Here is a 26,251-nt window from a genome sequence, read left to right as displayed (position 1 = left end):
GGCTAACCGGCGATCGTCGGCTATGTTCCGTCCGCGTCAGCGGAACGGGTTCTCCGTCCCGAGATCCGCCTCACTGGCTGCGTCGAGGAGTTCGAGCAGGTCAGAGCCCTCCGCGTCCCTCTGGTCGATCCACCACCCAGCCCTGGTGACCGTACGGGCCTTCTCCTCCAGTTCCGCCCAGTCCGCCTCGTCCCAGGTCCCCTCCACGACCAGCGCGGTGTGCGCGGCGGTCATGAGCTGGTGGCGAGAGCGCGCGCCCCAGTCCAGGGCCCGCTCAGGGCCCTCCAGCGGCGGCATGTCGAACTTCTCGGCCCACTCGGCGGCGGCCTGCTGCTCCTCGGCGCGCTTGGCCGCGAGCCACTCCTCCTTGGACTCTGTGTCGGCGTCGCGCGCCGCCTTCCAGCACTCGGTGCAGTCCCTGGCCGCGAGCCAACGGGCGAAGCCGGCGCGGCGGTCGGCGGGCCGGTTGGACAGGTCATGGACGACCTCGTCACCGCACACGTGCTTGACGGTCCACTTCGTACGTACAGCCATGAATGAATCTCCTTGAAGGTGTGCAAAGGCGGGCAGTCAGGTGCCTGCTCAGGCGTGCTCGCGGCGGTTCCAGCCACGGAGGGCGGGTGCGTGGCCGGGGCGGGCCAGGAGCAGGAAGGTGAGAGCGAAAGCGGCTCCGACGGCGGGGAGCGCGGCGATGCCGAGGACGTGGTCGGCGAGGCGCCCGGACAGCGCGGTGCCAGCGGCCTGTCCGACGCCGATCGAAAGGATCAGCCACGCGTACGCCTCGCTGGTGCGGCCCGCGGGGGTGAGGGCGTCGGTGACCTGGTAGGCGCAGGCGACGACGACGGTGAGGGACGCGCCGGGCAGGACGACTGCCACGGTCGCCGCGTGTGGGCCGGGGAGGGCGAGCAGCGGCAGCCACCCGGCCAGGAACGCGACTGTGGCGAAGAGAAGTTGGCGCGGGGTGGAGCCGGGCCAAGCGCGGTGCCCGTAGACGAGGCCGCCGAGGAAGCTGCCGGTCGAGAAAGCGGCTGGCAACAGGCCGGAGAGCATGTCCCGGCCGTGCTGGTCGGCCATGGCGACCGCCCAGACGTTCAGGGAACCGATCGCGAAGCCGATGCCGGTGAGGGAGACGAATAGTGCCACGAGTTCGCCACCGGCCAGCCGCCGCGCGTGTCTACCGGCGGTTGTCGGGGAGGGCCGCCAGCAGCGGGACGGCGGCGCGGTCGCGACGACGAGAGTGCCGGTCAGGCCGAGGACGGCGGTGACGGTGAGCGCGAGGGCGGGGCTGTGCACGGAGGCCAGAGCGGCGGCGACGAGGGGGCCGACGATGTAGAGCAGGCCCTGCGTGCCGGTGTCGAGAGCGAGGGCGGCGTGCCGCAGCCGAGGATCGGGGAGCACGCTCGGCCACAAGGCCCGCAGCCCGGCCTCCAACGGCACCGAGGTCAGCCCCGCGGCGACGACCATGGTCGTGGCGAGCGCCTGCCCGCCGTACGGTGCTGCGACCGGCAGGGAGATGAGCAGGCTGGAGTTGAGTAGCGCGGTCGGTAGGTGCACGGCGGTCTGGCCGTAGCGGTCCATGAGCCGTCCCTTGACCGGCTGGGACAGCGCGGACGCGAGCCCGTACAGGGCGGAGAGCAGGCCGCCGAATGCGATGCTGCCACCGGCTGCGAGGGTCCACAGGACGATGGCGACGGGTGCCATGGCGTTGGGGAGGCGGCCGGTGAGGGTGCCGCTGAGGAGGCGGGCGACGTGCGGGCTGCCCAGCACCGCACCGTAGGTGATGCGTGGTGTCGGGTCGGTCGAAGCGGTCAGGGACAACGGGAGCTTTCTGTCAGGGAACGGGCGGGGCCGCTACGTGCGGCGTACGGGGACTGCAGTGCGGGGAGGCGGAGCCGGGGGTGTGGTGTCCACAGCGGGGCGCGGCCGGATCCGCGGAGGTGTCGGCACGCGGTGAGGTGGCAGGACGGCGACGGTGGCTTCGAGATCCTCGGCCGTGGAACGGACCTCGCTGGTGAGGAAGTCGAGCTGACGGCCGAGGGCGTCGAGCCGGGCTGCGATCTGCCGGCCCTGCACGCTTTCCAGAGCGTTCGCGAATACTCCGGCCGTCTGCAGGAGCTCCTGCAGACGGACCATCGGCCCGGCGTCGTGGCCCTGTTGTGTCGCGCTGAACAGGACCTCGGAGACGTCCCCGGCGGCGCGGGCCTCGACGACGTCCCGGAGCAGCTCCTGCAGGGGCCGCTCGGGCGCGGGCTCCGGGCGGTCGAACCGTGAGATGTCGGGCCGCAGCACGCCGGGCGGGACGGGGCGTGGGAGCGCCTGTCCGGCGGCGTACTCGTGCTCGTAATGCCCGATCACTTCCCAGCCCGGCGTGTCCGGGGCTCCGGCCAGGGCGATCACCGTCGAGGTCTCGTCCTCGACCAGATAGGCGAGCGTGATCTGGCGGCCGTCGGCCGCGTACCACGACTCGATCAGATCCAGCTCGCCCCGGGCCCGGGCGGCGTGGGACCTCTCGGTCCACATCTGCCGTTCCTCGTCGGGCAGCTCGGGCTTCGGCTGGTGGTTCAGATCGGCGAGGTGGGTGGCGATGGAGCCGTAATCCGCCCAGGCGGCGAGGTGGGGCCACACCACGCTGTGCTGGTCGCGCTCGGCGGCCGAGCCAGAGGCAGCGGGGCGGTCGAGGACGCGGGCGATCTCGGCGTGGGAGGTGGCGAGGGCGCCGAGCAGGTCGCGCCAGGCGACGGTGTGCCGAGCGGGCGGCAGCTCGTCCAGCACCCGGCGGGCCAGGTTCAGCAGCTGGTCGGCGTGCGGGGCGAGAAGCGCCGCGTATGCCTCGGCAGCGGCCTGGTTCCGGCGGGTGCGCGCTGCTGCTGCGGCATCGGGGTGGACCGTCCGCCCGTAGCGATCACGGACAGTGCCGAGCGCGGTCTCCATCTCGCGGTCGATGACCGCCATCCGCGCGTGGAAGCCACGCGCTTGGGCGACGAGGACTGCGACGTCGGTCGCGCGGGTGTCAAGGATCTGCTCCTCCTGGTGGTCGGTGTGGGTCAGCGGGCGGCCCGGCGACCGGGAGGGGCCTGCGCCGTGATGACTGGCGGGCGTGCGGGCCCGGCGGGGACGACCGCTCCGCCGGTTTCGCGGCGCAGGCCAGGAGCAAGGCGCACGGGGTAGCGGGCGGCGGCGAGCATGTCGGCCGCCCAGGTCGCGTGCTCGTTCTCCCAGTCGCGCCCCATGTCGAACGGCAGCCGGATCCAGTGCCCGCTCAGGGACGGATCGAACAGGAAGCCGGCGCGACGCAGGATGTCTCCGGCGAAGGCGTCGAAAACGCCGGCGACTTCCACCTCGCCGCCCGGCCCGCGGGTGATGCTGATCGGCTTCGCATCCGGGGTCACCGCGACCGCCCAGCCGCGGCGGAGGCGGTCAGGTGGACGGTGGGTGCGTAGGTGGGCTTCGGCGGGATCGGTCGCGCCGACGGCGGGGAGGTGGTCGGTGCCGGGCCGCGCTGCGGTGACCGGCCGGCCGCGGCTTGGGCGACTCGGCGACGGCGCTCCATCAGCCCGTTGGGCCGAGCTGGGCGCGGCGGGCTGGCCGAGGCGGCCGGATCCAGGGCGACGTCGGCGTGCACGGTGTACCCGTGGCGGCGCAGGTCGTGGACGGCCTGGCGGGTACGGCGCGGCCCGTCGCGCTCGGGCTCGGCCAGCCGGAACAGCCTCGGTTGGTCGGGGACGGGCTCGAACTGCTCCCGCTCGAGGTACCAGTGGGCCAGGTGCGCCGGCATGGAGGCGTGGAAGGCGGCGACGAAGCCGTGCTGTTCGTGGGTACCGAAGGTGAAGTGGGTGCCACGATCCAAAGAGGGGGTCTCCTTATGGTGGTGCCGCAGGTCAGCGGCGGGGTACGGGGCGGCCGGCGGGAGAGCGCCGGGTGGCGCCGAGACGGCCAGGGCAGGGCACTGGGACGGGGAGCAGCGCGCGGGCATGCGCAGGAACGCTTCGACGTGGGTGACTCACGTGTCGACGGCCGACCAGGTCCACGCCTTGCGCTCGGGGTCGTCAGCGGAGTGCCGTAGGCGAGCTCCTCGCGCCGGGTCTCGGCGTCACCGAAAGCGCCGGCCAGCCGTACGAGAACATCGGTGTCCTCGAGCTATGGGGTGACGACGGGGCGGCGCTGGCCGAGCACTGCGGAAACGTGGTCCAGGACGGTGCGGCACTTGAGCCAGGCGCCCTGTAGGAACTAGCCGGCTGCCGTCCGTCGGCCGCGGCGATGCCGAGTCGGGTGGCGTCGCCCTACCGGCCGGAGTCGGCCGTTGCCATCCAGGTGCCGTGCACGGGCGCGGATGCGGGCGGTTGCTTCGGCTTGGAACGGCCGCGGTTCCGCGTGATGGACGACCCTGTCGTGCGCGGCGAGAAACCGCTCCGTGATCGCCCTGTCACGCGGTCGAGGGGAGGCGGCAGGACGACGTTCGCCGGTGCGTGCAGCCGGAATCGCGCCCAAGACGATTTGCGCCTCAGCGAGTCGGCACCTGCCGGGGACCGGGTCGGGTAGGCGGTTCAGTCCTTTTGCCGCTCCACGTGAGGCGCCGATGGGGACAAATGACACCCGGCACTGCAGTTGTGAAGTTACTCCGGGGCCTGAGAGATGCCGAGTTGGCTGAGCCAGCCGATGCTCGAAACCCAATTGCCCCCCAGAGTGGGCCAGATAACTGCCGACTGCTGGGAGTGGGCGAGAGCAATCACGTCGGGCGTCGGCCGTGCAGACAACAGGACTGCCCTCTTTGGGTGGTCCAGAAAGCGTGTGTAGTCGGCCAACTGGCTCAGTGCCATTCGGACGCTCTCGCGATCGGGTTTCACTTTCGCCTCGATCAGGAGATAGGCCGAGTCCACCCAAATGTCCGTGAACATGGGAGCGTGATTAGGTGTATGCCTGATCTGCAGGCTGAGGGTCGAATGGCCGCTGCGGTTCAGGTGGCGGCAGAAGTTGAGGACGAGTCTGTTCTCCGGACGGAGTTTTGCGGTACCTAGGGCGCTCTGATCGCACAGCAAATCGGCACGTTCGACTGACCTGAAGCTCACCACCTGCGTGTCGCAGACAGCGGCGAGCTGCCCCGGAACATGAGCCACGGTCTCTGTAGGACGCAACTTGAAGACAGGTGGGTAGGCGAAACCGTTCCCAACCCGGACGGGTTCAGATGGCCCCACGTCTTCTAGGATGAACTCGTCGATGTAACGCGCGGTGCGCATTCCTGTCTCGAAGACATGGATGGGACGCCCCTCCTCGGCCGCTGCGAGGAGTCGAGCATTCGAGGGATGACTCAAAGCACCCCAGTGTTGTACAGGTCCGTCGAAGACAGGCGAAGCACCCAGGTAGTGCAACAATCCGTCCGTGCGCCAACCAGTGGCGTTGTGCGGGATGTTCGGTGTCCGCATTAGCAGGCCGGCATGTGAACCCCGTCGATCGGCTCGGATTCCGGACTGCGGAGCAAGGATCCCAGAGGCCCTGAGCTCGGCGATGTCCCAGAAGTCTCCAGGTCGACCTCTGAGATGTCCGCTGCGTGTGATCGGTGTGCTTCGTACCATGAACTGGCTCTCGCTCTCCGATCCAACCATGTGTGCCTGAACTGACCTCGTATCCGGAACGTACACGGCGGCACTGACATCCTGGGGGGTGTTGGTGACCATCTGGCGGTGAGGCGTTCTCAACGGCGGGGCCGGGACGGTGCGGCCACGGGAAGAGGTAGGTCACGGAGCTCTCCATAAGAGCCCGGTTTTCTCATCTGTCTTGCATGGTCACGGGGAGCAGCTTCGGCAACTGCAGTTCCCGGAGCACCGCGCTTGGGGCGGCGGTGCGAAGGGCGTGTCCGTACTGCCAGGCGTGCTCGCGCGCTGCCGCTTCCAGCTGGTCGTATTCGTGATGGGCAGTCATCTGCCCAGGGTGCTTGCGGTATCGGTACACCGGCAGGCGCAGCAGGATCCCGGGCGCGAGGTTGGTGACGCCGACGGCCGCCATGTAGTCCTCGCCCTGTACGAGGCCACCTATCGGGGCTGCGCGGACGAGGTCGGTGCGAGCGAGGATCGTGGTCGGCCCGATCGGGATCGTGTCCTGCGGCCGTGCCCAGTAGTTCATGACGGTGCAGGTCCATGCTCCACCCGGCGCACCAGCCCACGCCAGTGGATTCCAAGGTGGACAGCCGGGCGGCCATGGCGTCGTACTTGGTGCGGACCTGGGCGAGCGGGAGGTTACGGGCGCAGGCGGCGCCGACCGGGCGGGGAAGTGCGAGCGTGCTGATGCGCGGGTCGGCCGCGAGAGGGGCGGGCAGACTGCTCGGATCGGCGCCGTCGAGGGCGATCACCGCCTCCCACGGTACGGACTGCCGGGTGAGGCTCGCGTGCATGGCGGTCAGGTAGTCGAGACGGTCCTCGCGCAGGCGGGAGGCCATGACGACCGTGATCGGGGGCGTGGTCAGGGAATTCTCCAAAAGGGCGGACGAGAAGGGAGACGTGTGGCCGCCGCGCGGGGAGACGCCGGTACAGGCGGTTGGTCCGGGACGGCGGATGAGTCGGTGGCGAGAGGGCAGCCCTCGGGGCGGCCACCCTTCTCGTCTGGCCTTTCGTGCCTAAGCTGGGGTGATGGTGCAGTTCACCCATGACGAAGCCACCGCTCGGCGGTCTGGGGAAGTCATTGAGCAGCTGGTCGCAGCTCGCGACAGCCTTGCTGCCGGTACGGGCGTGGCGTTCGAGCGCGAGCATGAGGCCGTGGCGCGCACCGCATGGAGCTGGTGGATGCTCGTTACGGACTCGTCCTGGCTCGTACTGGAGCAGACGAAGGCCGGAAACGGCCTCCTGGTCGCCCCGGTAACGCGCAACCTGGTGACCCACGCACTGGCGCTGCCATGGCTCATCGACGGCGGGGTGGCTGCCTTGCAGGCGGTGGACGCCTACGGTGATGAGGAGCTGGTCAAGCTCATCAACGCTGCTGTTGAAGTGGGTTGGGCCATTGGTGAGCTCGGGGACGAGGACCGCATCCGCCGCGATGTCGCCGGTAGGCAAAGCCAGCTCACCCCAGAGATCACCCGTTTGAAGAACGAACTCAGGAACACCGAGACTTTGATGACCGCTTATGGAGCGAAGCCGTCGTACCTCGTGTATCGGCACCTAAGCGGATTCAGTCACACCACCCGCGACACGGGGAAGCTGTATTTGGCACCCGTGGGCAGCGGTTCGAATGAGTGGCAGATCCGGACTCGTCCCCGCCCGAGCGGGTTCAGCGATGTCATTGGTGTCGCTGTATCCCTGGTGCAAGCTGGACAGGCCATCAACCGCATCCTGGCTGGTCGGCCGCTGACCCAGCCGCTCCAGGAAGCCACCCAGCACCTTGGGTTGCCCGACGACCTTGTGCCTACCAGGAGGCGCCGGCGATAGCCATCGCTCAGCGCGTAGCCGAGCGGGTAACGAAGTCGGGGTGCTGGCGTACAGGTCCCGCTAGACGGAGGTGCTCGGGCCAGCGGCCTCGGCGTCGGTGCGCCGGCAGCCGTACCCGAGGAGGCTGGACGCCTCGGGCACGCTCGGCACGGCGGCGATGTCCGAGCACGTGAACGTGTAGGTGAAGGCGGGGCTCGCGCTGGTGCCGAGCCAGGCGCGGTCCTCCTTCTCCGGAATGATCCGCAGACTCGGGGCGGCGACGGCGTCGTGCTGGGTGTGCGTGTGGGAGAAGACGACGAGAGCGCCCGTGGTGGTCTTCAGCGCGTACGCGTCGGTGAACTGCGGGTCGGCGGCAGCGAATCGGGTGGTGCCGCGCGGGCCGAACTTCCGGGTCGTCTCGTCGTGGACCTTGATCTGCCGCTGGGAGGCTGCAGTCGGGGCGAAGACCTTCTTCCCGGTCAGCTCGCCTCCGGTGGCGAAGTTGTCGGTCACGGCCGAGCGGAGCTGGCTGACCGGCGCGGTCAGGGACTTCGAGGAGGCGTCGACGGCGGTGGCGTAACCGTCCTTGTCGAGCACGATCGTCGGGAGCTGCTTGGGATCGTCGATGTCGACGGTGGCCACCATCTCCCACTGCATCGACTTCGTGTTCTCGGCCATGACCAGGACACGGGCGAACTGCTGCTGGCTGCCACCCCGGGTGACGGCCGCGAACCACCGCTGCTGTCCGTCCTGCAGGCGCGGGATGTACAGGTCGGTCGCCGACAGGTCGTACGACCACAGCCGGTACGGCTCGCGGTCCGCCTTCGGCAGGGCCTCGTCCTGCTTGAGGTCAGCCAGCGACATCGCATAGCGGGGACCGCCTTCGACGGTGTCGAGAAGTGCGCGGTCCTGCTTGACGTGCGCGAGGTTGTTGGTCGTCGAGTAGTGGGTGATGGCGTCGCGTGCCTGCGCCGGGGTGAGCGCGGGGACCGGCGTCGGCGCGGCGGTGGCGCTGGGCGCCGTCTTCTTGGCCGAGGGGCCGCTGTCGTCGCTGGTGCAGGCGGTCGCGCCCACGGCGACGCAGAGAGCTGCGGTGACCAAGGGCAGGGTGCGGCGGGCAGTGCGGATGAGTGCTCCTCGTACTGTGGAAAGGCGGAAGGAAGGGGGGACAGACAGGCGGGGGCGATGTGGGGTTCCGGCCCGGCGGTCGGCCTACCGGTGGCGCGCGGTGGCGGCGCTGGCGGGCGCGGGACCGGGCAGGCGCGGGGGCGTGGTCGTCGGTGTGGTGGTGTGGCGGAGGTTCACGCCGATGCCCTTCTGGGCGAGGTGGTGGACCAGGACCCGCAGGCGCAGGGCACGGCCGTCCTCGCCGTACGCGGCGGGCAGCAGGAATGCGGCCTCGTGCGGGTGGTACTGGCACCCGAGGGCGTACAGCGTCGTACGGGCGTCTGCGGGGACGCTCTTGTACGGCGTGCCGAGTGCGCCGTCCTCGTACCAGGTCAGGGTGACGACATCGGCCACCTTGGGTGGTCCGGGGCGGTGCGGTGGTTCGGGCTGGACGGCCGCGTTGCGCAGCACGGTGTCCAGGGCTCGCTGATAGCGGGGCAGCAGGCGAAGGGTGACCTGGGCCGCCGCACGCGCAGGCTGGTCGGGGACGGCGATGCCGCTCGGCTCCTTGACGCCAGCGAAGTGGTGGGACCTGAACTCCGGATCTTCGGGCTCCAGCGGTGCCACGACGAACTGGTGGCGGTACCGGGGCCGGTCGGTCACATAGAGCGTTCGTCCGTCCTGGTCGAGCAGGACTGCGTGGTGGCCGACGACGTACTGGCTGACGATGTAGTCGACGTGCCCGGCGTCCCAGAGCCTGTCGGCAGCAGGGAATTGCTCTTCGTAGGAGTCGTGGTGGGTGTACTCGCTGGTCCAGCGGCCGGGCAGCCGCTCAGCCAGTTCCTCGGCGAACGCGGAGAGATCAGCGCGGGGTGAGGGCATGTGCTCCCAAGTCGAATCGTGAAGGACGCGTTTCTAGCGGCGGGAGGGTGGAGGGCTGGAGGCTGCCGAAGGACCCAGGCCCAGGGACGACGGGTGGGAGACGGCGGTCCGGTCGGCCTGTTCCTCACCTGGGCCTATTGCGGGCGGGGCGTAGTGGGCCAGCAGGTTCTCCAGGTCAGCCCGGATGACCTGCGCTGGAGCCGACCGGACACCGTGGGCGGCGTCACGTAGGAGGCGCACCGCCTGTGGCGTGTGACGGCGCTCGTGGCCAGCCCAGAGGGCCACGGCCACGAAGTGGCCGGCGATGTGGTCGAGCACGGGCGTGGTGGTTTCGACGAGCCGGCGGGTGACGGCGCTGACCTCGGCGGGCGTCTCCGCCTCGGCGAGCGCGGTGAGGTAGGGAGTCAGGTCGGGGAGCGGCAGCGGCTCGTCAGGGAGCGGGTGCGCGGCTAGGAAGGGCTCGGCGTCCCGGCGGGCGTGGCGGTGAAGGGTGGCGGGGACAGCGCCGCCATCGTGCTGTTCGGGATCGGGGTGCGACACGGAGGCTCCGTTCTGGTTGGCTCGTGGCGAGTGGCTGCCATCGGTTCGCGCATGTCTCTGTTGCCGTGTGTTCGCCACGGGCGACTGAACTCGATGCTTCAGCGCACGACGCGCCCTTGTCGGGCACCGATGGGTGTCAGAGGCACAGCGCTGGTCTTCGACCGGGCGTCGCGGATCCGGGAGAGCTCGACGGCGTTGGTGCGCAACTGCTGTGCGGCAGTGCGCAACAGCGGGGCGATGCGGTCGAGGTGCTCCTGGAGGGGCTGACGGAAGTCGAGCGGAACAGGGGTCCTTGCCCCGGTTCCTGGCTGCAGAACGTGTCCGTGAACAAATCCGAGCCGCTCGACGACGTGGCCGAGGTGGCTGAGCGCGGTTCCTAGGGGTACCGCGCATTGGGCGAGTGCGGCGGTACCGAAGCGTTCGGCGGGACCATGGGTCAAGCGGTGGAGAATCTCGTGCCGATAGCTGGTCGCCAGTTCCTCGCTGATCTCCGTCAGTACGCAGCCGGCGTCGCTGACCATCGTCCGGATGGCCGGGCTGATGTCGTCGCCGCGCCGAAGCTGTTTGGCAATCGGAACGTCCGCGGTCATTCGGTCGAGCGTGCGGGCCAGCTGGAGGAAGTAGTCGGGGTTTGCGATGTCAGGCATAAGGCGTGGTGGTCTTTCAGTCGGCGCGAACCCACGGGTTTTCAGTGCATGCGGGCGTCGGTGTCGAACAGCGACAGCTCGCGCGAATGGAGAAGATGTTGAACGATGAATGATCGTCCGGCGACCTTCCACAGGCCGCGTCCGCGGTTGAGGTGGGCGATGGCGTCCATCTCGACGGAGGTCAGGCCGAGCAGGGAAGCGGCAGCGTGGAGCTGGTCGGTTTCCTGGCGGTAGATGATGCGGGTGGAGCAGTCGGCGAGGAGGCCCTCGGCGAGGGCGCGGCCCTGTGATCCGGCGTCGCCGGCGGTGAGAAGGTCGCTGAGGCGGTGGATCACCATGAGGTTGGCGATGCCGAGGCCGCGGCTCAGCTTCCACTGGGCCTGCATGCGCTGGAGCAGGCCGACGTGGCGCATTAGGCGCCATGCCTCGTCGTAGACGATCCACCGTCGGCCGCCGTTGGGGTCGGTGAGGGCGGACTCCATCCAGGCGGACGCGCAGGTCATGGCGAGGACGAGGGCGGTGTCGTCGCCGGAGCCGCCGAGCCGGGACAGGTCGATGGTGAGCATCGGGGAGCCGGGGTCGAACGCCACGGTTGAGGGTGCGTCGAACATGCCGGCCAAGTCACCGTGGACGAGACGGCGCATCGCGTGCGCCAGATCGCGGGCCGCGTCCCCGAGCCGCCCGGACATCATCCCGGCGGCGGAGTCGAGCTGGTCGGGGTTGTTCAGGGCGGCGGCGACGTCGCCGAGGAGCGGCGTGCGGCCGGTGGTGGCGGCGCGGGTGACGACCGAGTCGAGGGCGACGTCGAGGGCGGTGTGCTCCATCGGCAGCAGGTCCCTGCCCAGGACGGTCCGGGCCAGGGAGCCGAGCAGCAGCAGGCGGCGCTTGCGGAGCTCGCCGGCCCAGTCGGCCTCGGAGACGGAGGCTGGCCGGGGGGCGGCGTCCAGCGGGTTCAGCCTGCCCGGCAGTCCGGGGCCGAGGGCGACCGACGTGCCACCCAGCGCCTGCGCGACGGGCGTCCACTCTCCCTTGGGATCGCACGGCACGTAGATCCGGTACCCGAAGGCGACCGACCGCAGGGCGAAGCTCTTGGCCAGTGCGCTCTTGCCCTGGCCGATCACGCCGGCCAGCAAGATGTTCGGGTTGGTGAAGCCCTCGACCTTGCCGTACAGCGCGAACGGGTCGAACACGAACGACGCTTCGGCGTGCACGTCGCGGCCGACGTAGATGCCCTCTGCTCCCAGTCCGCCCTCGGCGAGGAAGGGGTACGCCCCGGCCGCGATGGCGGTGGTCATGCGGTGGGCGGGCAGCTTGAGCCGGTTCCCGCGGGCGGAGGCAGGTCCGGGGCGTCCGTTCGGCGGGTACAGGGGGGCGGGCATCTCGTGCTCGGCCGGCGCGGTGCCCGCCGGGTGGGCGGCCGCTTCGGCGCGGGCCTTGGCGGTGGCTTCGGCGAGCCGGCGACGAGCGGCCTTCCGCGCGGCTCGGTCGGTGCCGTGCGGAGTGAACAGCGGACTTGCGGAGGCGCGGCGGGCTCTGCGGGCGGGCCGGTGGCTCATCGGGGGCCCTCGATTCGGCGGGTGGTGCTCATCGCGCGCACGGGGTGGTGTGCGGGCGGTTGAGGTCGGCTGGGGTGGTCTTGCGGCGGATGATGTGGCTGGCGGCGAGGTGGCGCTGGCAGATCGTGAGGACGGGAGGTCCCTCTGGGAGCCGCTCGGGGCGGCACTCGGTCGAGTCTGCGGAGGTGGCCGGCAGGAGGTGAAAAGCGGTGTGGACCTCGGCCGTGGCCTGCCAGAGCCGGGTGTGCGCGGTGGCGAGGTGCCGGCCTGCGCCGGGATACGGGGGACGCGTGGTCTCGGCGAGCTGGTCGAGGAAGCGGTGCAGCGCGGTCAGGTGTGCGTGGAGCACGTCGAGGTGGACGCGGTCCACCGGATCCGGCGGTGTCGGCCGTGCCAGGGCGCGGGCGTGGTGGCGGACGCCGGCGGTGGCGGCGCGGAGGTAGGGGTGCGCGTCGTCGGGACGCGGAGGGGAGCTCAAAGGGGTGGGGGCCTTCCTGCCGCCGCAACGGTGTGGGGGGCGGCGGGGTCAGAGAGTGGTGCGGGCCAGGGGGAGAGCGGAGACGGCGAAGGCGTCGGGCTGCTGGTAGTTGAGGCGGCGCAGGTCGACGCCGGCGGTGACGGCGGCGGTCTCGATTTGCGCGCAGGCGGCGTCGAGGAGGGCGTCGGTGTCGGCGGTGACGGTGACCAGGCCGGTCAGGGCGACGTCGGCGTGCCCGGCGATGAGCTGTCGCTCGCGCTGCTTGACGTCGGCGTACTCGACGGAGTCCTCCTCGCTGTCGACTTGTCCGCGACGGGCACGCTCGCTCGCATCGGCGATGATCGCCGCCTTCTTCCGCTGGACGTCGCGCAGCGCAGACTCGAGTCCCTGGGGCACGTAGATGAGGGAGAGGGTGCGGCGGACGCCGGCGCTGAACATCAGGCCGTGCAGGAACCCGGCGCCCATCTCGGTGCGCGGCCAGTTCTCCACCCAGTACGTCGCGTGCCGGGCGGTGTCGGTGGCGAGCCGGTCGTACTCCTCGACCTGGACGACGGGCCCGGCGGCCGCTGGGTCCGCCTCCGCGTGCCCGGTCTCGGACCACTGCTGCAGGGCCGAGAGGGCCTTCGGGTCGTAGGCGGTGCGGATGACGGCGGCGATCTCCGGGGCGCTCAGCCAGCCTGTGATCATCAGACCTGCGTTCCGGGCGGCCTGGGCGACGCTGGCCGTGGTCTGCTCCATGACGGTGAACGCGCCGGGCAGACCACCGCCCGCCTGCGATATCAGGCGCTTGGCGGCCTTGAGGTCGAGGGAGATCGCGAGGTAGGTCTCGTGCGGGGCTGCGGCGGGGCCGGCGGCGGCGACGAGTTCGGAGTAGATCTGTCCGGCGACCGGGGTGTCGGGTCGGCCGTGCTGGGCCCAGTGCCGGGCGAGGGTGTCGCCGGAGTCGGGGACGGTGCGCTCCAGGACCTGCACGGTGGCGACGTGCCCGGTGCGGGCGATGCCTGCGAGCGCACGCCCCCATCCGGCCACGTTGTGGTTCTGTGCGGCGGGGTCGAGCAGGACGAAGGCCCGGGAGGAGACGCGCGCGATGGCGGTCAGGGTCTGCTGGTGCGGGTCGTGGACGGCGGCGGCGCCGTTGGCGGAGTTGCCGGGGGTGACGACCTTGAGGGAGGCGGCGGTGCCGGGCAGGTGCAGGACGCCGTCCTGCCGGGGGCGGGTGACGGGCCGGGCGAGCCAGAGCGTCTGCCCGGCGCGGCGGCGCTGGGCGTAGCGGGCCACGATCGGAGCCCAGTCGATCAGCGAGCGCCCATGCCGTCGGATCGCGACGAGCGCGGCGACCGCCGCCCACAGCGGGGCCAAGGCGACGGCGCCGAGCAGCCCCGTAGTGACCACGGTCACCAGCAGGAGAGCCAACGCGAAGGAGACGAGGAGGAGTTGGGGAAGGGAGAGTCCCAGGAGGATGCCGCGGCGGGAGCGGTGGGGGAATTTCACCGTGACCGGGGCGACGGAGAGATCAGACAAGGGCTTGGTCCTGGAGGCGCGGGGGAGTGGGGGCGGGAGGTGAGTCACCTCCCGCCCCCGGTATCGGGCAGGGGATCAGAGGCCGGTCGAAGGCGGCGGCGAGGCCGGACTGCTCGTGCCGACCGTCGAGCCGGAGGACGGCGGAGCTCCCTGTGGCGGCGGCGTTGTGGTCGGCGGGCTGGACTGCCATCCGCCGCCCTGGCTGGCTGCGGCGCCCGGTCCGGAGCCGCCGCCTGCTGCCGGGCTGCCGCCCACCTGGCCGCTGGTGTCGTCGGAGACACTGGTCGGCGCAGGCTGGACCGCCTTCTCCAGGCCGGACTTGACGGCGTCACCGCCTGGCGAGACGCCAGAGCCTCCGGTCTGCGAACTCTCCTGGTCTCCGCCTCCGCCGGACGGGGAGGAGGCGACGTCGCCGGGGAACCCGCCACCGCCGGGGATCGAGTCCGGTCCCTGCGGAGCAGCTCCTGCTCCCGCACCGGCTCCGGCACCACCGGTTGCTGCGGTTGCCGCCATCGCGGCGGCTTTGCGGGTCGCCTTCTCTGCGTGCTGCTTTGCGAGCTGCGCACCGGCGCCGCCGGCACGGTGGATGGACTCGCCGTCGGTCCCGTCGGCGGCCCAGTGGACGAACTTGAAGGTGGCGTACGGGCACAGCAGGATCAGGATCATGATGACGATGCCGGCCATGACGTCGGCGAGGGCGGCGAGCCCGTCCTTCGAGTCGGTCTTGCCCATCGCGGCGATGCCGAGCACGAAGACGATTGTCATCAGGAGCTTGGAGACGACGAGGGTGGCGGTGGCCTCGATCCAGCCCTTGCGCCAACGGCGTGCGGCTTCCCAGCCGCCGCCGGCTCCCGCGAACACCGCGAGGGTGACCATGACGAGGATGCCGACCTTGCGGACCATCATCACGCACCAGTAGAGGACGGCGCCGATCGCGGCACCGAGGGCGGCGAACACCATCACCAGCCAGCCGAGACCTGACAGGGCTCCGATCTGGGCGACCTTGACGATGCGGCTTACGGCCGTCTCGATCGACAGGTTGGAGGCTTTGAGGAGCCCGGCCGACAAGGCGTCGACGACTTCGATCGCGACGGTGGTCAGGGCGATGGCCGCGAAGGCGAAGATGACACCGGACGCTGTGCCGGTGAACGCCTGTGTCAGGGCCTGCCCGTCGCGCCGGATGGCGGCCCGGACGAGCTGGGCGCAGAACGTGGCCACGAGGACGACCAGGCCGATGGGCAGGATCGTTTCGTAGTTGTCGCGGAACCACCCCGCGTTCAGGTCGACTTGGGTGGTGGCGTCGACTGCCTTGGCGGCGAGGTCGGCCGAGGCGGCGGCGAGTTCGCCGGCGGACTTCGCCATCCAGTCGCCGATCGCCTTGCCGGGGTTGGACGCGAAGTCCACTGCCTCGCCGACCGCGCAGACCTTGTCCGCGAGGGGAAGGTCGCAGAATCCCATGGGGGAGCTACCTCCTTAGGTCAGGGCGCGACGCGCGGGGCGATGGCGACGAGCGAGCAGTCGGCCGAGGGCCGGCACTGGACGGCGAGGGTCACGGAGCGGTCCTCCGCTCCTCCGCCGCCCTTGGCCCAGGCGATCCGCTGCTTGCCGGTGACGGTGACGGCGTAGATGTACGCCTTGGTGATCGCGGCGGGGTCCTCGGCCAGGGCCTGCTTGAACGCGGCCGGGTAGTGGGCCTCAGCCGCGGTGGCGGTGGCGTACTGCTGCTGGTCGGTCATCCGCGACCACAGGGTCGGGTCCGGCACCTGCGCGGAGATCGAGACCCAGTCGCTGTACTGGGTCTCCTTCGTCATCCACGCCTCCATGCCGGTGAGCTGCTGCGCGCGGCTGGTGGTGCGGGTGTCGTAGGACCAGAGCATCGCGGCGGCTTCCTTGGCGAACGCGACGGGGTCGGAGATCCGCGGCGGCCGGGGCACCGAACCCGTTGTCGGCGTCGGCTCGCGCACGGCGTCCGCCGGCGGCGAGCTGCTCGTCGGGGCCGGGCTGCTGGCCGTCGGACGGTGCTGTTCGCCGCGGCCCGAGAAGTAGGCGGTCGCACCGGTGACGGCAAGCAAGCAGGCAAGCCCGATCGCGATCACGGCGGCGCGGCGGCGGGCCGACCAGCCGACCCCGTAGGCCGAAAGGGAGAGGATTCGTTTCGTCATTTAGTGAACCTGCGACCCCAGGGCGGAGAAGAAGGCCACGATTCCGTTGGCGGCGCCCAGTCCGAGGGCGGCGCCCGCAGCGACGGTGGCGCCCTTCTTCCCGTTCGCCTCGGCCTGGTGGCCACCCGTGTGGTGGCCCCACGCCCAGACCGCGAGGCTGACGGCGAGCGCGCCGACAACGGCGATGATGCCGAACAGGTTGATCGAGTTGACGACGTTCTTCAGCACGGCCAGGCCGGGCAGGCCGCCGCCCTGGGGGGTAATTCCTGGGTCGTAAGCGAGGTGGATGAGGTGGCCGGCGAGGGGAGACATGGGTATGGGAGGGCTCCTTGCGTGCGCAGGCCAAGCGGGCCCGGGCGGAGGTGAAGAAGAAGAGGGGGAGGGGCGCGCGAGCGGCGCGAGAAGGGGCCGGCGTCAGAGGACGCGGCGGGCGGCGAGGACGTCCCAGTCCTTGAGCGGCGTGATCCGGACGGGCTTGCCGGTGCGCGGGGCCTCGATCACGAGCCCCTCGCCGATGTACATGCCGACGTGCTCCGGACGGGCCGCGGTGCCGCGGCTGAAGATCAGGTCGCCGGGCTTCAGAGCCTTGACGGAGACGGCTTTGCCCTCGTTGACCTGCGTGTACGTGGTGCGGGTGAGCTGGATACCGGCCTTGGCGTACGCCTGCTGCATCAGCGAGCTGCAGTCGCAGCGGCCCATCGGGTCCGGGCCGCGCGGGGCCGTGCACGAGCCGCCCCACTGGTACATCGTGCCGAGCTGGTGCATCGCCCAGACGATCGCCGTGCGGGCGCGCGGATCGGTGTCCTTCGGGATCGAGTAGCCCTTGGGCACGGCCCCTTCGGGGATCGGCCCGTACTGGGACCCGTCCGCCGTGCTGCAGCCCGACAGTGCGGTGTCGTCGGTGTCCTTGTCGGAACCGCCGGAGTTGCCGGGGAAGGTGGCGGCGATGGCCTTTTGCAGGGCAGTGGCCAGCGGCTCCCACTGGGCGTAGGCGTCCGGGTAGCCGGACTTCTGCACGGCCTGCGCCGCCTGGGTCACGGTCATCTGCTGCCAACCGCGCACGCTGAGCAGTGCCTTGTAGAACTTCTCCGAGGCGTAGACCGGGTCGCGGATCTGGTCGGGAGTGCCCCAACCCTGCGACGGGCGCTGCTGGAACAAGCCAAGGCTGTCGCGGTCACCGCCGGAGAGGTTACGCAGCCTCGACTCCTGCATGGCCGTGGCGAGCGCAATGATCTGCCCCCGCTTGGGAACGTCGAGGCTGATCCCGGTGGCGACGATGGTCTGCGCGTTCGGGATCTGCTCGGCGGGCAGCGACAGGCCCTCGATGCGGACGGCGGAGGCGTCCGCGCCGTCGAGAATCTTGGTGACCTGGTCGGTGATCTTGTCGGTGTCCAGGGTGGGCAGACACTGGTCGATGGCGCTGGTGCGGGTGGCGGCTTCGCTTGAGCTGGCCATCATCATGGCCGTGCCGCCGAGGAGGAGAGGGGAGAGGAAGACGACGCCGATGCCGGCGGCGAGCGCCTTCAACCGGCCTCGTCCGCTCGCGCGGAGTCGTTTTCGGGCAGGGGCGGGCAACGAGACGTCACGGAACGGCCTTTCGGGGTGCAGTGTGCGGCCTGCCGCGTGCGCGAGGCGTGGTGGAAGGGGCGCGGCGGCCGTGGTGGGCGATCGAGGTGCTGGCCGGTCCGGGCGAGTTGCCGCTCGCTCCGTAGGCCAGGAGGTGAGCTAGGTGTGCCGGGGCAGGGGGAACCTCCGCGAGGCAGGGGGAAGGAATTGCCGTCGGCAGTGTGCTCCGGGCGGTTCAAAAACAGTAGGTGCAGATTGGCGGTTGACCAAAAAGTCGGCGTGAGGTGCCGGAATCCGGCACCTAGGCATGGCACTTCTTGGTCGTCGGCGAATTCGCCCCTACAGTTTTGGGAATCCCCTCGCCCTTCCTCGGTCCGTGGCCCTGGGCTTCTGCATGCCCAATTCCGGCCTACGAGGCTTTCCTTGCGCGACGGGGTCTTCTTCCTGGATCTTCACACACCCGAATCGGGGTCTCTCTTTGCCTTTTTCCCTGCACCAGGGCGACGCCCTGAGCGTTCTCGCCGGCCTGCCGGACAACTGCGTCGACTCCGTCATCACCGACCCGCCGTACAACAGCGGGGGCCGGACCGCGAAGGAGCGCACCAGCCGCTCGGCGAAGCAGAAGTACACCTCCGGCGACGCCAAGCACACCCTCGCTGACTTCACCGGCGAGAACATGGATCAGCGCTCGTACGGCTTCTGGCTGACGCAGATCATGACCGAAGCCCACCGGCTGACGAAGACCGGCGGGACCGCGCTGCTGTTCACCGACTGGCGCCAGCTGCCCGTCACGACGGACGCCATCCAGGCGGCCGGCTGGCTGTGGCGCGGCGTGCTGGCCTGGCACAAGCCGCAGGCCAGGCCCCAGAAGGGCCGCTTCACCCAGAACTGCGAGTTCATCGTCTGGGCGTCCAACGGGTCAATCGACGGCTCCCGGAACCCGGTCTACCTGCCGGGCATGTACAGCGCGTCGCAGCCTTCGGGCAAGGCCCGCCAGCACATCACGCAGAAGCCAGTCGAGGTGATGCGCGAGCTGGTCAAGATCGCCCCGCCGGGCGGCACGGTGCTCGACTTCTGCGCCGGCTCCGGCTCCACGGGCGTCGCAGCGCTGCTGGAGGGCCGTGACTTCATCGGCGTGGAGAAGACCGAGCACTACGCGTCCATCGCGGCCGACCGGCTCACCCAGACCGTCCGCGAAACCCTTACCCAGGGGGACGTGGTTCTCGCCGCCTGACACCACAACCGCATGTGCAGCGGCGGAAAAAGACCCGTGGTCTTTCGGCCCTCGGCGGCGCCGCGCCATGCGTGATGCACGGTCCGACGGGCGCTCTGCCCGTCGCCGCTTCCACGTCCCCGCTTCCGACGCCTTCCAGGAGGCCATCCCTACATGAACGACCCCGTAGAACCCTCGTCCGACGGAGAGTTGGAGCCGGTCCGGATCCCGGACCCCCAGCTGGAGGGGATTGAGGCCAGCGTCCGACGGCTGATGGATCAGTCCGCCCAGCAGGCGCGGCAGCTCGACCATCTGGCCTCCGCACCGTCCCCCGGCGGATCACCGTTCGCGGCGTTCGGCATGCCGGGACCCGGCGGACCGCCACCGGCTGCGCCGCCGGAGCCGCGACCGATTCTGGAGCTGGACGGGGAGGAACGGGAGGACGAGCTCGATGCTCTGTCGGACTGGGTCGACGACTTCCTCCTGCCCGTCTACGGGGCGGAGGTCACCACGGCGGCGCCCTGGTGCCTGCAGTGGCAGGAGCACGACGACGTCGTGGCGTGGCTTCACGCCCTGTGGCTCGCGTACCAGCAGCACAAGGACCCCGAGGCGGGCCTGTCCGGCCTGTTCGTGTGGCACCGGGACTTCCTCACCCACGCCATCGCTGCGATCCGTGCACCCGGGGGGCCACTGTCGGCCTGCATGACCTCCCCGGAGCGTCCCGCACACCGGATCCTGCCCGGCCCGCCTCCCTCCGCTCGCACGGAGAGGGCGAACGCGGCGGAACCCGAGGTGCCCGGCGCTGACGAGCCGGGCGAGCTGACGTCGTGAGCACGGGGCAGCAGCCGGCCTTCGGCCTCAGCTTCGATGCCCGCGCGCTGACTGATCTCCTCCAGGCTCCCAGCGACATCCGTGACCTCACCCTCTCCTATCTGCAGGAAGTGGTGAACGCCGAGCGCTTCGGGCTCCGGCTCACGGGTGACTTGGAGGGCTATCGCAAGCTGTTCGTCGATTCCCGGAAGGAATGGCGCGTCGTCTACGGCGTGCGGCCTGCGCCCGAGGAGTCCGCGTACCGGCGGGAGATCCACGTCGTCGCGGTCCGGCCGCGGGCCGGTAACGACGTCTACGACGAGGTCGGACGCCGTCTGGGGATGACCCGCCGTCCGCTGAGCGCCCGCACTCATGCGGCCCGCTCCCGCTCCCCGCAGCTGACGACCCGCGGCCCGGTGCCGAGGCCGGGACCTCTGGCCTCCGCGATGCTGGGACTGCCCCGCCCGGCGCAGAGCCCCTCGCACCATCACGCCCGCTGAACCACGGAGGACCCGCCTATGCCGGCTGCCCACGCCCCCGATGTTGGAGACACCGGCTCGGTCTGGGGCATGGCCGTCCGTACCGGCACAACAGTGCTGATACCCCACCGAAAGGCCCTTATTGTCCGCCACCGCATCGACGCCCGACCAGGGGCACGTGCCTGAAGTCGACTTCGAGTTGGATGAGTTCGACGCCGATGAGCAGATCTGCCTCGAGTTCTACCGCCAGGTCGCGGTGCGCGAGGACATGCTCGTCCCGCTTGCCGAGCACCACACCGCCGACGGCGTGCACAGCTTCTACGTCCTGTACGACCGCACAGCCACCTACGGGCACCCGGGCGCCCTGCAGTACCTCGCCATCCCTCTGCGACGGGACCACGGGAAGCGGACGTTCAGCTTCGAGCAGGCTTCGCTGCCGCTGCCCGCGATGGCGCAGTCCTGGCTGATTCACCGCGGCTGCCCTCCCGACGCCATCGGCGTCGACCCCGAGCTGGGCCCGCAGCCGGCGGATGAGGCCACGCGGGTTCTGGAGCGACGCCTCGCGGCCGACGGAGATCGCTACGCGATGGGCTACTCCTACACCCGCGACGACCCGGACGACTGGGTCACCGTGGTGGCACTTCGCGCCCTCGATGAGCGATCCCCATCTCCGTTCCGGGTCGTGGTCGAGGAGGTCGACACCGACGCCTGGACCCACACCCTGCGCGAGGGAGGCTTCGCCACGGTCGAGGAAGCCCTTCAGTGGTGCGACGACCGGCTCTGCGGCACGGCTGGCCCCCTCCCGCCGGTCCGGCCGACCGCGTCGCCGACCCGCCCGGTTCTCCCATCAAAGGCAGCTGCTCCGCGCCCGCGTGGCCGATCGCGCTGAACAACAAGGCGGGCTGGCGCGGCGAAACATAGCCGACGATCGCCGGTTGGCCAAACCGGCGATTCTCCGGACTCTTAAACGGCCGACGGGGCGAAAGGCCCGGTCCGCTTCTTTTCGCATTCCCCTTTCCTCGTACGGAGGTTTATTCCGCATGCGCTCCACCCGAATTGCGATATCCGCAGCGATGCTCGGCGCGCTCGCCCTGCCGATCGCGTCCGCGACCGCGGCCACCGCCGCGCCGTCGGCCGTGCCCAGCAGCGCGCAGACCGCCCTGCCGACGATCCGAGACTGCGACCGGCCCGGACCGTGGGTCATCGGCACCCGCGCGGTGACGATCCGCTCCAAGGCGACCACCCGCTCCACCGCGGTCGGCATCCTCTACCGAGGCCACAGCTTCACCGTCCACAGGACCATCGGGAACTGGCACTACATCACGGACCGGACCACCGGCGTGAAGGGCTGGGTGTCCGGCACCTACGTCTACCGCGACGTCCGCATGTGCCTCGACTGACAAGCACCCGGCGACAAACCGCCTGCCTCGTGACCGAGTTGATCGCTCGCTCGTCGAGTCCCGTTCCGTGAACAACCGGGCCGCCGTGTCCCGAGAGAGAAGTTTTCCTTGTCCGACGACATACCCGACGGCACAGAGGATGTCGTGGGCGTGCTCACCGAACAGATCGAAACGCGCTTCGGAATGGGCATGGCCCAGTTGACGGCCGCGGTTGCCGAGGAACCGGCTGCCCATCCTGACGCCACCGACATCGTCAAGTGGCACGGCCTTCTGGCCGAGTCCCAGGCGGTGCTCGACCGCACGGAGGACGACCTGCTGGCCGCGCTGGAGACCCAGCCCAGCGAGGTCGACGACCCGACGATGGACCTCGCCCACCGCGTCAACGCCGCGGTCACCGCACGCGACGGGCGGGCTCTGGTCGTGCGGTGGCTTCTCGACCCGGATGCCCCGGGGAAGAAGGATCTCGCCGTCGAACGCCTTGCCCGTGCCCACCGCGCCGGCCGTAAGGGCCCGGCCGTGCAGACCAGCCCGCCGTACCGGCCCGCGACCGCACCGGCATCGGCGGCGCTAACGGCGAAGGCAGCGCAGCGATGAGCGCCCGGCTCAAGCCCAGCACCGTCGACGGCCGTCTGCGGGAGGTGATCGGCGCCCCCGTTGCCAAGCTGTACGAGACGGCGATGAGCGCCGATGCCTCTCCTGCGGTGACCCGTGCCCTGGAGCTGCGGTCGTTCCTCGCCCTGGCCGAGGAGCAGGTCGCCCGTGTCCGCGACCGCGTGCACGCGGCCATGGCGCCCGACCGTGACATGGGCGAGCTGTCGGCGGAGACCCTGCGGATGGACGCGCAGTGGCTGGAGGCGGCGCTCGACGCCCGCGACGGCTACCGCGCCGCGCTCGACGACCTGCTGCGCACCATGCCGCCCCTCGTACGGCAGCTCCGGCCAGTCCAGTTCACGCAGCCCAAGGCCACCATCGCGCTGCCTTCGGCCGTCGCCGCCCCGGCACCACAGCGTGCCGGGGCGGTCCGGGCCCGCCGACCGTGAAAGACCCCGATTGCCCGACCTCACGTCCACCGAGATAGCCGGACGGATCGAGGACCTGTACAGAGCACCGCTGGGCGACCTCGCATCCCACGCGCAGGATCTGCCGCCCGGGATGCTGTCCGCCCTGCTCGGTATGCACGACGAAGTCGCCCACGCCGAGCGGAGCATCGCCTCCCACCGTGACCGCCTCGCCCAACTCGTCCATCCCGAGCGGCAGATCGGCGGACATGAGGTGTCACACGTTCTCGACTGCTCCCGCCGGCTCGCCGAAGCGGTCTCCGTCCGCGACGTCCAGGCCAGGACGGCCTCCGCCGTTCTCCAGAGCCTCGGACCCGTCCCCGCACCCGCGCCATCCCCCGGCTCAGCGTCGGCCGTACCCGCCGCGCCCGCCCCTCCCGTCCCGGCCGCGAGCGCCGCTCGCAGCCGCTGACCTCTGCGGGCCCTCCCCTTTCACCCACCCAGGAGTTCCTCCCTTGGCCATCACCGGTCTGCCTCCCGACACCGACGCCGACATCGCCCGGGTCACCGAGGCCCTCGCCATGATCACTCCGCGATGGAACGTGCGGATCATGCTGGCCCTGTCCGGCCCGCCGCTGCGGTACAGCGAGATCGCGGCCAAGGTGTCCTGGCTGCAGAACGGCCAGCTCCACCCCAAGCTGCAGTCCCTGTGCGACGCCGGCCTCCTCCAGCGCACCCAGCACACCCCGCGCCACGTCACCTACGGCCACACCGACCGCGGGGCAGCACTGCTGCCGATCCTTCCGCTCATCGTCACCTGGGCCGAAGAGCATCTGGAGAAGACCGACCGGCCGCTGCCAGCGATCGAGCAGATCGAGGACAGCCTGACCCTCCTCACCCGGAGGCACGCCGCAGCCATCTTGTGGGTGCTCAAGTCCCGCGAAGAGGTCAGCGGCCGGGCGCTGGCCAGGATCGTCATGCCCAGCAGTGACTGGACCAACATTTACCCCCCGCTGCGCCAGCTCGTGGCCGACGGCCTGGTCGACTCCGACGGCATCGGGCAGCCCTACCGCCTGTCCGCCGCGGGCGACGGCCTGGCACCCGTCTTCGGGGCCCTGTCCGCGTGGTCCGCCGGACACCCGCTGGCGCACGCCGCCCGGCACCCGGTCTGGGGACGCCCGGGCGCCGAACCCACCCCGAAACGATGGGTCAGCAACCAATCGCGCCTGCCGGCCCCGGCAACAGCGCCCCCGCCGGCCCGAGCGGGGCAGACCCCGGCCCCGACGTGGCAGAACCACGACCTGTTCTCCCACGCCGCGACCGCACGCCCGAAGGCCGCGCTTCCGGCGGGAGGCCCGCGCCGATGACCACCTCCTGCAACACGGCCGAACTCCGGGACACCGTCACCATGCTGTCCTCGCCCCCCTTGATCCGCCTGATCACCGAGATCGACGACAACGGCCCGATCCCGCCGCGGGGACTGGCCAGCACCCTCGCCGACCTCTCCACGCACCAGCTGCGCCAGACCACCGACCAAGCCCGCACCCTCGGTCTCATCCGCGTCCGTCCGGGCGTCGGAACGGGCCTGACCGAGGCCGGTATGGAACTGGCCGACGTCTATGACGCCACCGCCCGTTGGGCCCGGCGACACGCGTACCCGAGCGGGATCTCGGAGTTCACCAGCCGCGTCCAGCACAGCCTCGGCCTCATGGCGAAGGCCCTCGCTCCCAGCTCGGGTGACAGCCCCGGCTGCCCGACGGGCGCCCCTCTGCCGAGTGCACAGGCCGACAAGGACTTGGCCCGGATCAGCGACCTGCTGTGCCAGTGGCTGGACACGTACTCCCAGGCCGCTCGCCTCGCCGAGTCCGAGCCCGCCGCGTGACCGAGCACACCATGCCCCGGCACGCTCGCCACACCGCAGGACTGCTGCGCAGCATCTACCTGCCGCGCACGGCGGACGCCCTCGCGTTCGCCATGTCCACCTACGGCATCCCGCTCCTGGTCCTGGCCACCACCCGCTCGGCCGTGCTCACAGGTCTGGCGTTCGCCCTGGAGTGGATACCGAGGCTGGCGGCGTTCGGGTGGGCCGGCGCGGTCGTCGACCGGCGCGGCGCCTCGGTCGTGTTCTTCCTCGCCTCCCTCGGCCGCACGCTGGTGATCGCCGCCGGCGCGGTCGTCCTCTACCTCCATCCCGCCGGCATCGTGGCGAGCGCGACGGTCATGGCCCTTGCCGCCATCACAGGAGTGCTCACCGAGTTCAGCTACATCGCGGCCGAGACCGCCGGCGCCGCCGCGGGCCGCAGAGCAGGGCCGCAGGCCCACCGCGTCCAAGCCGTCCTGCTCGGCATCGACCAGACCGCGACCCTGGCCGGACCGGCACTCGCAGGTCTGCTGCTGCTCGCCGGCCCGCCCCGGATGCTCGCCGTGATCACGGTGCTCTCGCTGCTCGCCGCTCTCCTCGCGCTGCGCACACCGCCGTCACCGGTCGCCCCGGCCCGCGCACCGAAGAACAACGCGGGCGCGGGGCTGATCACCGGCTGGCGCACCATCCGCTCCCTGCCTGCGCTCGGCTGGCTCGTTACCGGCCTGACCCTGTCCAACCTCGCCACCGGCTTCCTTCAGGCCGCGGGCCCCGTGATCGTCGTCAACCACTACGGCCAGTCCACCACCGCCGTCGGACTGGTCTGGTCAGCAGCCGCAGCAGCCACTCTCCTCGCTGTCACCGTCTGCCGGTTCGCGATCGACCGCCTGGGCCTGTGGCCGGTCGGCGCGGCCTGCGCCGCTCTCGGCTCGCTCGCCTGTCTCGCCGTCTCCCAGGCCCCCGACTTCCTCTCGTACCTAGTCCTGGTCGCGGTCCTGATGTCCGCCGAGGGCGGCATGACGGTCGTCCTGCGCACCCTGCGCTCCCGCCTGATCCCGCCAGACAGGTTCGGCAGCACCCTGTCGGCGACCATCCTCATCCTCCTGCTGCCCTTCCCCCTCGCTGGCGTACTGACCGCGATCACCCCACCCGACGCGCTCGGCCATGTCATCACCGGATGTGCCGTCCTGCAGGCCCTTGGACTGTTCCTCGCCTTCGCCCGCCTGCGCACCGACCCCGCCCTGCGCACCTGACCCTTTCCCCAGCCCGTGGAGACCGTCCCGTGCCCCAGCCCCCTGCCCACCCTCCGGCGAACCGTGCGAGCGGTCGCACCATCACCGAACAGTTCCACGCCTTCGACGCCCGCAACCCGCACGTCTACCGTGCCCTGGAGCGCATGGCCGCCCGTCGGCTCGCGGCCGGCGCCACGCGCGTCGGTCTCAAGAACCTCTTCGAGGACCTGCGCCGGCAACTCCCCAACGGCGTGGTCGGGCTGAACAACAACTTCACCGCCCTCTACGCCAGGCGGCTGATCGCCGCGCACCCCGAGTGGGCCACCGCCTTCGAGCTGCGGCGCCGCCGCACCGCCTGACAGTCCTTTCCCATCACCTTGCCCAGTCCTCCACCGATTCGGAGAAGCT

At 70.7% G+C, this 26,251-nt stretch carries 30 protein-coding genes and 1 pseudogene; 13 read left to right on the top strand and 18 right to left on the bottom strand.

The annotated features are described in order from the left end of the window. Positions 1–36: 36 nt before the first annotated feature. From ACFY8W_RS04405 to ACFY8W_RS04375, 7 genes and pseudogenes are all read right to left on the bottom strand, one after another. Entirely contained in the window at positions 37–534 is a 498-nt protein-coding gene (locus tag ACFY8W_RS04405) for a hypothetical protein (protein WP_391100067.1), read from the bottom strand. Positions 535–582: 48 nt separating this feature from the next. After that, positions 583–1,818: an MFS transporter gene (locus ACFY8W_RS04400; protein WP_391100065.1), complete on the bottom strand. Its 1,236-nt coding sequence runs from the start codon at positions 1,816–1,818 to the stop codon at positions 583–585. Between the two features lie 33 nt (positions 1,819–1,851). Then, positions 1,852–2,952 carry a hypothetical protein gene (locus ACFY8W_RS04395; RefSeq protein WP_391100062.1) on the bottom strand — a complete coding sequence of 367 codons (1,101 nt, stop codon included), beginning with the start codon at positions 2,950–2,952 and terminating at the stop codon, positions 1,852–1,854. Positions 2,953–3,044: 92 nt separating this feature from the next. Next, on the bottom strand, positions 3,045–3,389 hold the full coding sequence (locus ACFY8W_RS04390; protein ID WP_391100059.1) for a hypothetical protein: 345 nt from the start codon (positions 3,387–3,389) through the stop codon (positions 3,045–3,047). Then, positions 3,386–3,847, bottom strand: a complete 462-nt coding sequence (locus ACFY8W_RS04385) for a hypothetical protein (RefSeq protein ID WP_391100057.1) — start codon at positions 3,845–3,847, stop codon at positions 3,386–3,388. The genes ACFY8W_RS04390 and ACFY8W_RS04385 overlap by 4 nt, the downstream gene beginning before the upstream one ends. A gap of 766 nt (positions 3,848–4,613) precedes the next feature. Next, positions 4,614–5,234 carry a hypothetical protein gene (locus ACFY8W_RS04380; protein WP_391100055.1) on the bottom strand — a complete coding sequence of 207 codons (621 nt, stop codon included), beginning with the start codon at positions 5,232–5,234 and terminating at the stop codon, positions 4,614–4,616. Between the two features lie 529 nt (positions 5,235–5,763). Beyond that, positions 5,764–6,385, bottom strand: a pseudogene (locus ACFY8W_RS04375) (glycosyltransferase). Between the two features lie 235 nt (positions 6,386–6,620). Between ACFY8W_RS04375 and ACFY8W_RS04370 the strand changes: the two are divergent. Beyond that, positions 6,621–7,412 carry a hypothetical protein gene (locus ACFY8W_RS04370; RefSeq protein ID WP_391100053.1) on the top strand — a complete coding sequence of 264 codons (792 nt, stop codon included), beginning with the start codon at positions 6,621–6,623 and terminating at the stop codon, positions 7,410–7,412. 60 nt (positions 7,413–7,472) lie between these two features. Here the strand turns inward: ACFY8W_RS04370 and ACFY8W_RS04365 are convergent, their stop codons facing one another. From ACFY8W_RS04365 to ACFY8W_RS04315, 11 genes are all read right to left on the bottom strand, one after another. Next, a complete protein-coding gene (locus tag ACFY8W_RS04365) occupies positions 7,473–8,492 on the bottom strand; it encodes a hypothetical protein (protein WP_391100050.1) in 1,020 nt (339 codons plus the stop codon). 111 nt (positions 8,493–8,603) lie between these two features. Next, positions 8,604–9,380, bottom strand: a complete 777-nt coding sequence (locus ACFY8W_RS04360) for a hypothetical protein (protein ID WP_391100047.1) — start codon at positions 9,378–9,380, stop codon at positions 8,604–8,606. 33 nt (positions 9,381–9,413) lie between these two features. Continuing rightward, positions 9,414–9,920, bottom strand: coding sequence for a hypothetical protein (locus tag ACFY8W_RS04355; RefSeq protein ID WP_391100044.1), 507 nt, complete (start codon positions 9,918–9,920; stop codon positions 9,414–9,416). Between the two features lie 98 nt (positions 9,921–10,018). Next, a complete protein-coding gene (locus ACFY8W_RS04350; protein WP_391100041.1) occupies positions 10,019–10,567 on the bottom strand; it encodes a hypothetical protein in 549 nt (182 codons plus the stop codon). Between the two features lie 41 nt (positions 10,568–10,608). Continuing rightward, positions 10,609–12,123, bottom strand: coding sequence for an ATP-binding protein (locus ACFY8W_RS04345; RefSeq protein WP_391100039.1), 1,515 nt, complete (start codon positions 12,121–12,123; stop codon positions 10,609–10,611). Between the two features lie 28 nt (positions 12,124–12,151). Then, a complete protein-coding gene (locus ACFY8W_RS04340; RefSeq protein ID WP_391100037.1) occupies positions 12,152–12,601 on the bottom strand; it encodes a DUF6238 family protein in 450 nt (149 codons plus the stop codon). Positions 12,602–12,649: 48 nt separating this feature from the next. Beyond that, positions 12,650–14,122 (bottom strand): SCO6880 family protein, encoded by a 1,473-nt coding sequence (locus tag ACFY8W_RS04335; RefSeq protein WP_391100034.1) that lies wholly within the window; start codon positions 14,120–14,122, stop codon positions 12,650–12,652. 75 nt (positions 14,123–14,197) lie between these two features. Then, positions 14,198–15,580, bottom strand: coding sequence for an ATP-binding protein (locus ACFY8W_RS04330; RefSeq protein ID WP_391100032.1), 1,383 nt, complete (start codon positions 15,578–15,580; stop codon positions 14,198–14,200). 20 nt (positions 15,581–15,600) lie between these two features. After that, entirely contained in the window at positions 15,601–16,284 is a 684-nt protein-coding gene (locus tag ACFY8W_RS04325; protein ID WP_391100029.1) for a hypothetical protein, read from the bottom strand. Next, entirely contained in the window at positions 16,285–16,596 is a 312-nt protein-coding gene (locus ACFY8W_RS04320; RefSeq protein ID WP_391100027.1) for a DUF6112 family protein, read from the bottom strand. 102 nt (positions 16,597–16,698) lie between these two features. Then, positions 16,699–17,811, bottom strand: coding sequence for an NlpC/P60 family protein (locus ACFY8W_RS04315; protein WP_391100025.1), 1,113 nt, complete (start codon positions 17,809–17,811; stop codon positions 16,699–16,701). Positions 17,812–18,328: 517 nt separating this feature from the next. Here ACFY8W_RS04315 and ACFY8W_RS04310 point away from each other — a divergent pair. From ACFY8W_RS04310 to ACFY8W_RS04255, 12 genes are all read left to right on the top strand, one after another. Continuing rightward, the gene (locus ACFY8W_RS04310; protein ID WP_391100022.1) at positions 18,329–19,084 is read left to right on the top strand and encodes a DNA methyltransferase; all 756 of its coding nucleotides are present in this window, start codon (positions 18,329–18,331) and stop codon (positions 19,082–19,084) included. A 252-nt stretch (positions 19,085–19,336) separates the two neighbouring features. Then, entirely contained in the window at positions 19,337–19,894 is a 558-nt protein-coding gene (locus tag ACFY8W_RS04305; RefSeq protein ID WP_391101709.1) for a DUF4913 domain-containing protein, read from the top strand. After that, positions 19,891–20,373: a hypothetical protein gene (locus ACFY8W_RS04300; RefSeq protein ID WP_391100020.1), complete on the top strand. Its 483-nt coding sequence runs from the start codon at positions 19,891–19,893 to the stop codon at positions 20,371–20,373. The genes ACFY8W_RS04305 and ACFY8W_RS04300 overlap by 4 nt, the downstream gene beginning before the upstream one ends. 121 nt (positions 20,374–20,494) lie before the next feature. Further along, the gene (locus ACFY8W_RS04295; protein WP_391100018.1) at positions 20,495–21,241 is read left to right on the top strand and encodes a hypothetical protein; all 747 of its coding nucleotides are present in this window, start codon (positions 20,495–20,497) and stop codon (positions 21,239–21,241) included. Positions 21,242–21,392: 151 nt separating this feature from the next. Continuing rightward, positions 21,393–21,752 (top strand): SH3 domain-containing protein, encoded by a 360-nt coding sequence (locus ACFY8W_RS04290; RefSeq protein ID WP_391100016.1) that lies wholly within the window; start codon positions 21,393–21,395, stop codon positions 21,750–21,752. Positions 21,753–21,860: 108 nt separating this feature from the next. Then, positions 21,861–22,346, top strand: a complete 486-nt coding sequence (locus ACFY8W_RS04285; protein ID WP_391100013.1) for a hypothetical protein — start codon at positions 21,861–21,863, stop codon at positions 22,344–22,346. Further along, entirely contained in the window at positions 22,343–22,792 is a 450-nt protein-coding gene (locus ACFY8W_RS04280) for a hypothetical protein (RefSeq protein WP_391100011.1), read from the top strand. The genes ACFY8W_RS04285 and ACFY8W_RS04280 overlap by 4 nt, the downstream gene beginning before the upstream one ends. 10 nt (positions 22,793–22,802) lie before the next feature. Further along, positions 22,803–23,222, top strand: coding sequence for a hypothetical protein (locus ACFY8W_RS04275; protein ID WP_391100009.1), 420 nt, complete (start codon positions 22,803–22,805; stop codon positions 23,220–23,222). Positions 23,223–23,265: 43 nt separating this feature from the next. Then, the gene (locus tag ACFY8W_RS04270; protein WP_391100006.1) at positions 23,266–24,117 is read left to right on the top strand and encodes a winged helix-turn-helix transcriptional regulator; all 852 of its coding nucleotides are present in this window, start codon (positions 23,266–23,268) and stop codon (positions 24,115–24,117) included. Beyond that, positions 24,114–24,632, top strand: coding sequence for a hypothetical protein (locus ACFY8W_RS04265; RefSeq protein WP_391100004.1), 519 nt, complete (start codon positions 24,114–24,116; stop codon positions 24,630–24,632). Before ACFY8W_RS04270 ends, ACFY8W_RS04265 begins: the two co-directional genes overlap by 4 nt. A gap of 11 nt (positions 24,633–24,643) precedes the next feature. Continuing rightward, on the top strand, positions 24,644–25,864 hold the full coding sequence (locus tag ACFY8W_RS04260) for an MFS transporter (protein WP_391101706.1): 1,221 nt from the start codon (positions 24,644–24,646) through the stop codon (positions 25,862–25,864). A gap of 29 nt (positions 25,865–25,893) precedes the next feature. Next, positions 25,894–26,202 (top strand): hypothetical protein, encoded by a 309-nt coding sequence (locus ACFY8W_RS04255; RefSeq protein WP_391100001.1) that lies wholly within the window; start codon positions 25,894–25,896, stop codon positions 26,200–26,202. The last annotated feature ends 49 nt before the right edge of the window (positions 26,203–26,251 follow it).

It is taken from the genome of Streptomyces sp. NPDC012637, from assembly GCF_042954805.1.
Classification (GTDB): Bacteria; Actinomycetota; Actinomycetes; order Streptomycetales; family Streptomycetaceae; genus Streptomyces.
This window is presented reverse-complemented; position numbering and strand designations above follow the sequence as displayed.

Coding starts and splice junctions, on each gene's coding strand:
- ACFY8W_RS04305 (WP_391101709.1), top strand. CDS start 19,337: ATGGATCAGTCCGCCCAGCAGGCGCGGCAGCTCGACCATCTGGCCTCC.
- ACFY8W_RS04360 (WP_391100047.1), bottom strand. CDS start 9,380: ATGCCCTCACCCCGCGCTGATCTCTCCGCGTTCGCCGAGGAACTGGCT.
- ACFY8W_RS04350 (WP_391100041.1), bottom strand. CDS start 10,567: ATGCCTGACATCGCAAACCCCGACTACTTCCTCCAGCTGGCCCGCACG.
- ACFY8W_RS04260 (WP_391101706.1), top strand. CDS start 24,644: ATGCCCCGGCACGCTCGCCACACCGCAGGACTGCTGCGCAGCATCTAC.
- ACFY8W_RS04265 (WP_391100004.1), top strand. CDS start 24,114: ATGACCACCTCCTGCAACACGGCCGAACTCCGGGACACCGTCACCATG.
- ACFY8W_RS04405 (WP_391100067.1), bottom strand. CDS start 534: ATGGCTGTACGTACGAAGTGGACCGTCAAGCACGTGTGCGGTGACGAG.
- ACFY8W_RS04370 (WP_391100053.1), top strand. CDS start 6,621: ATGGTGCAGTTCACCCATGACGAAGCCACCGCTCGGCGGTCTGGGGAA.
- ACFY8W_RS04280 (WP_391100011.1), top strand. CDS start 22,343: ATGAGCGCCCGGCTCAAGCCCAGCACCGTCGACGGCCGTCTGCGGGAG.
- ACFY8W_RS04345 (WP_391100039.1), bottom strand. CDS start 12,123: ATGAGCCACCGGCCCGCCCGCAGAGCCCGCCGCGCCTCCGCAAGTCCG.
- ACFY8W_RS04320 (WP_391100027.1), bottom strand. CDS start 16,596: ATGTCTCCCCTCGCCGGCCACCTCATCCACCTCGCTTACGACCCAGGA.
- ACFY8W_RS04290 (WP_391100016.1), top strand. CDS start 21,393: ATGCGCTCCACCCGAATTGCGATATCCGCAGCGATGCTCGGCGCGCTC.
- ACFY8W_RS04325 (WP_391100029.1), bottom strand. CDS start 16,284: ATGACGAAACGAATCCTCTCCCTTTCGGCCTACGGGGTCGGCTGGTCG.
- ACFY8W_RS04395 (WP_391100062.1), bottom strand. CDS start 2,952: ATGGCGGTCATCGACCGCGAGATGGAGACCGCGCTCGGCACTGTCCGT.
- ACFY8W_RS04380 (WP_391100055.1), bottom strand. CDS start 5,234: ATGCGCACCGCGCGTTACATCGACGAGTTCATCCTAGAAGACGTGGGG.
- ACFY8W_RS04330 (WP_391100032.1), bottom strand. CDS start 15,580: ATGGGATTCTGCGACCTTCCCCTCGCGGACAAGGTCTGCGCGGTCGGC.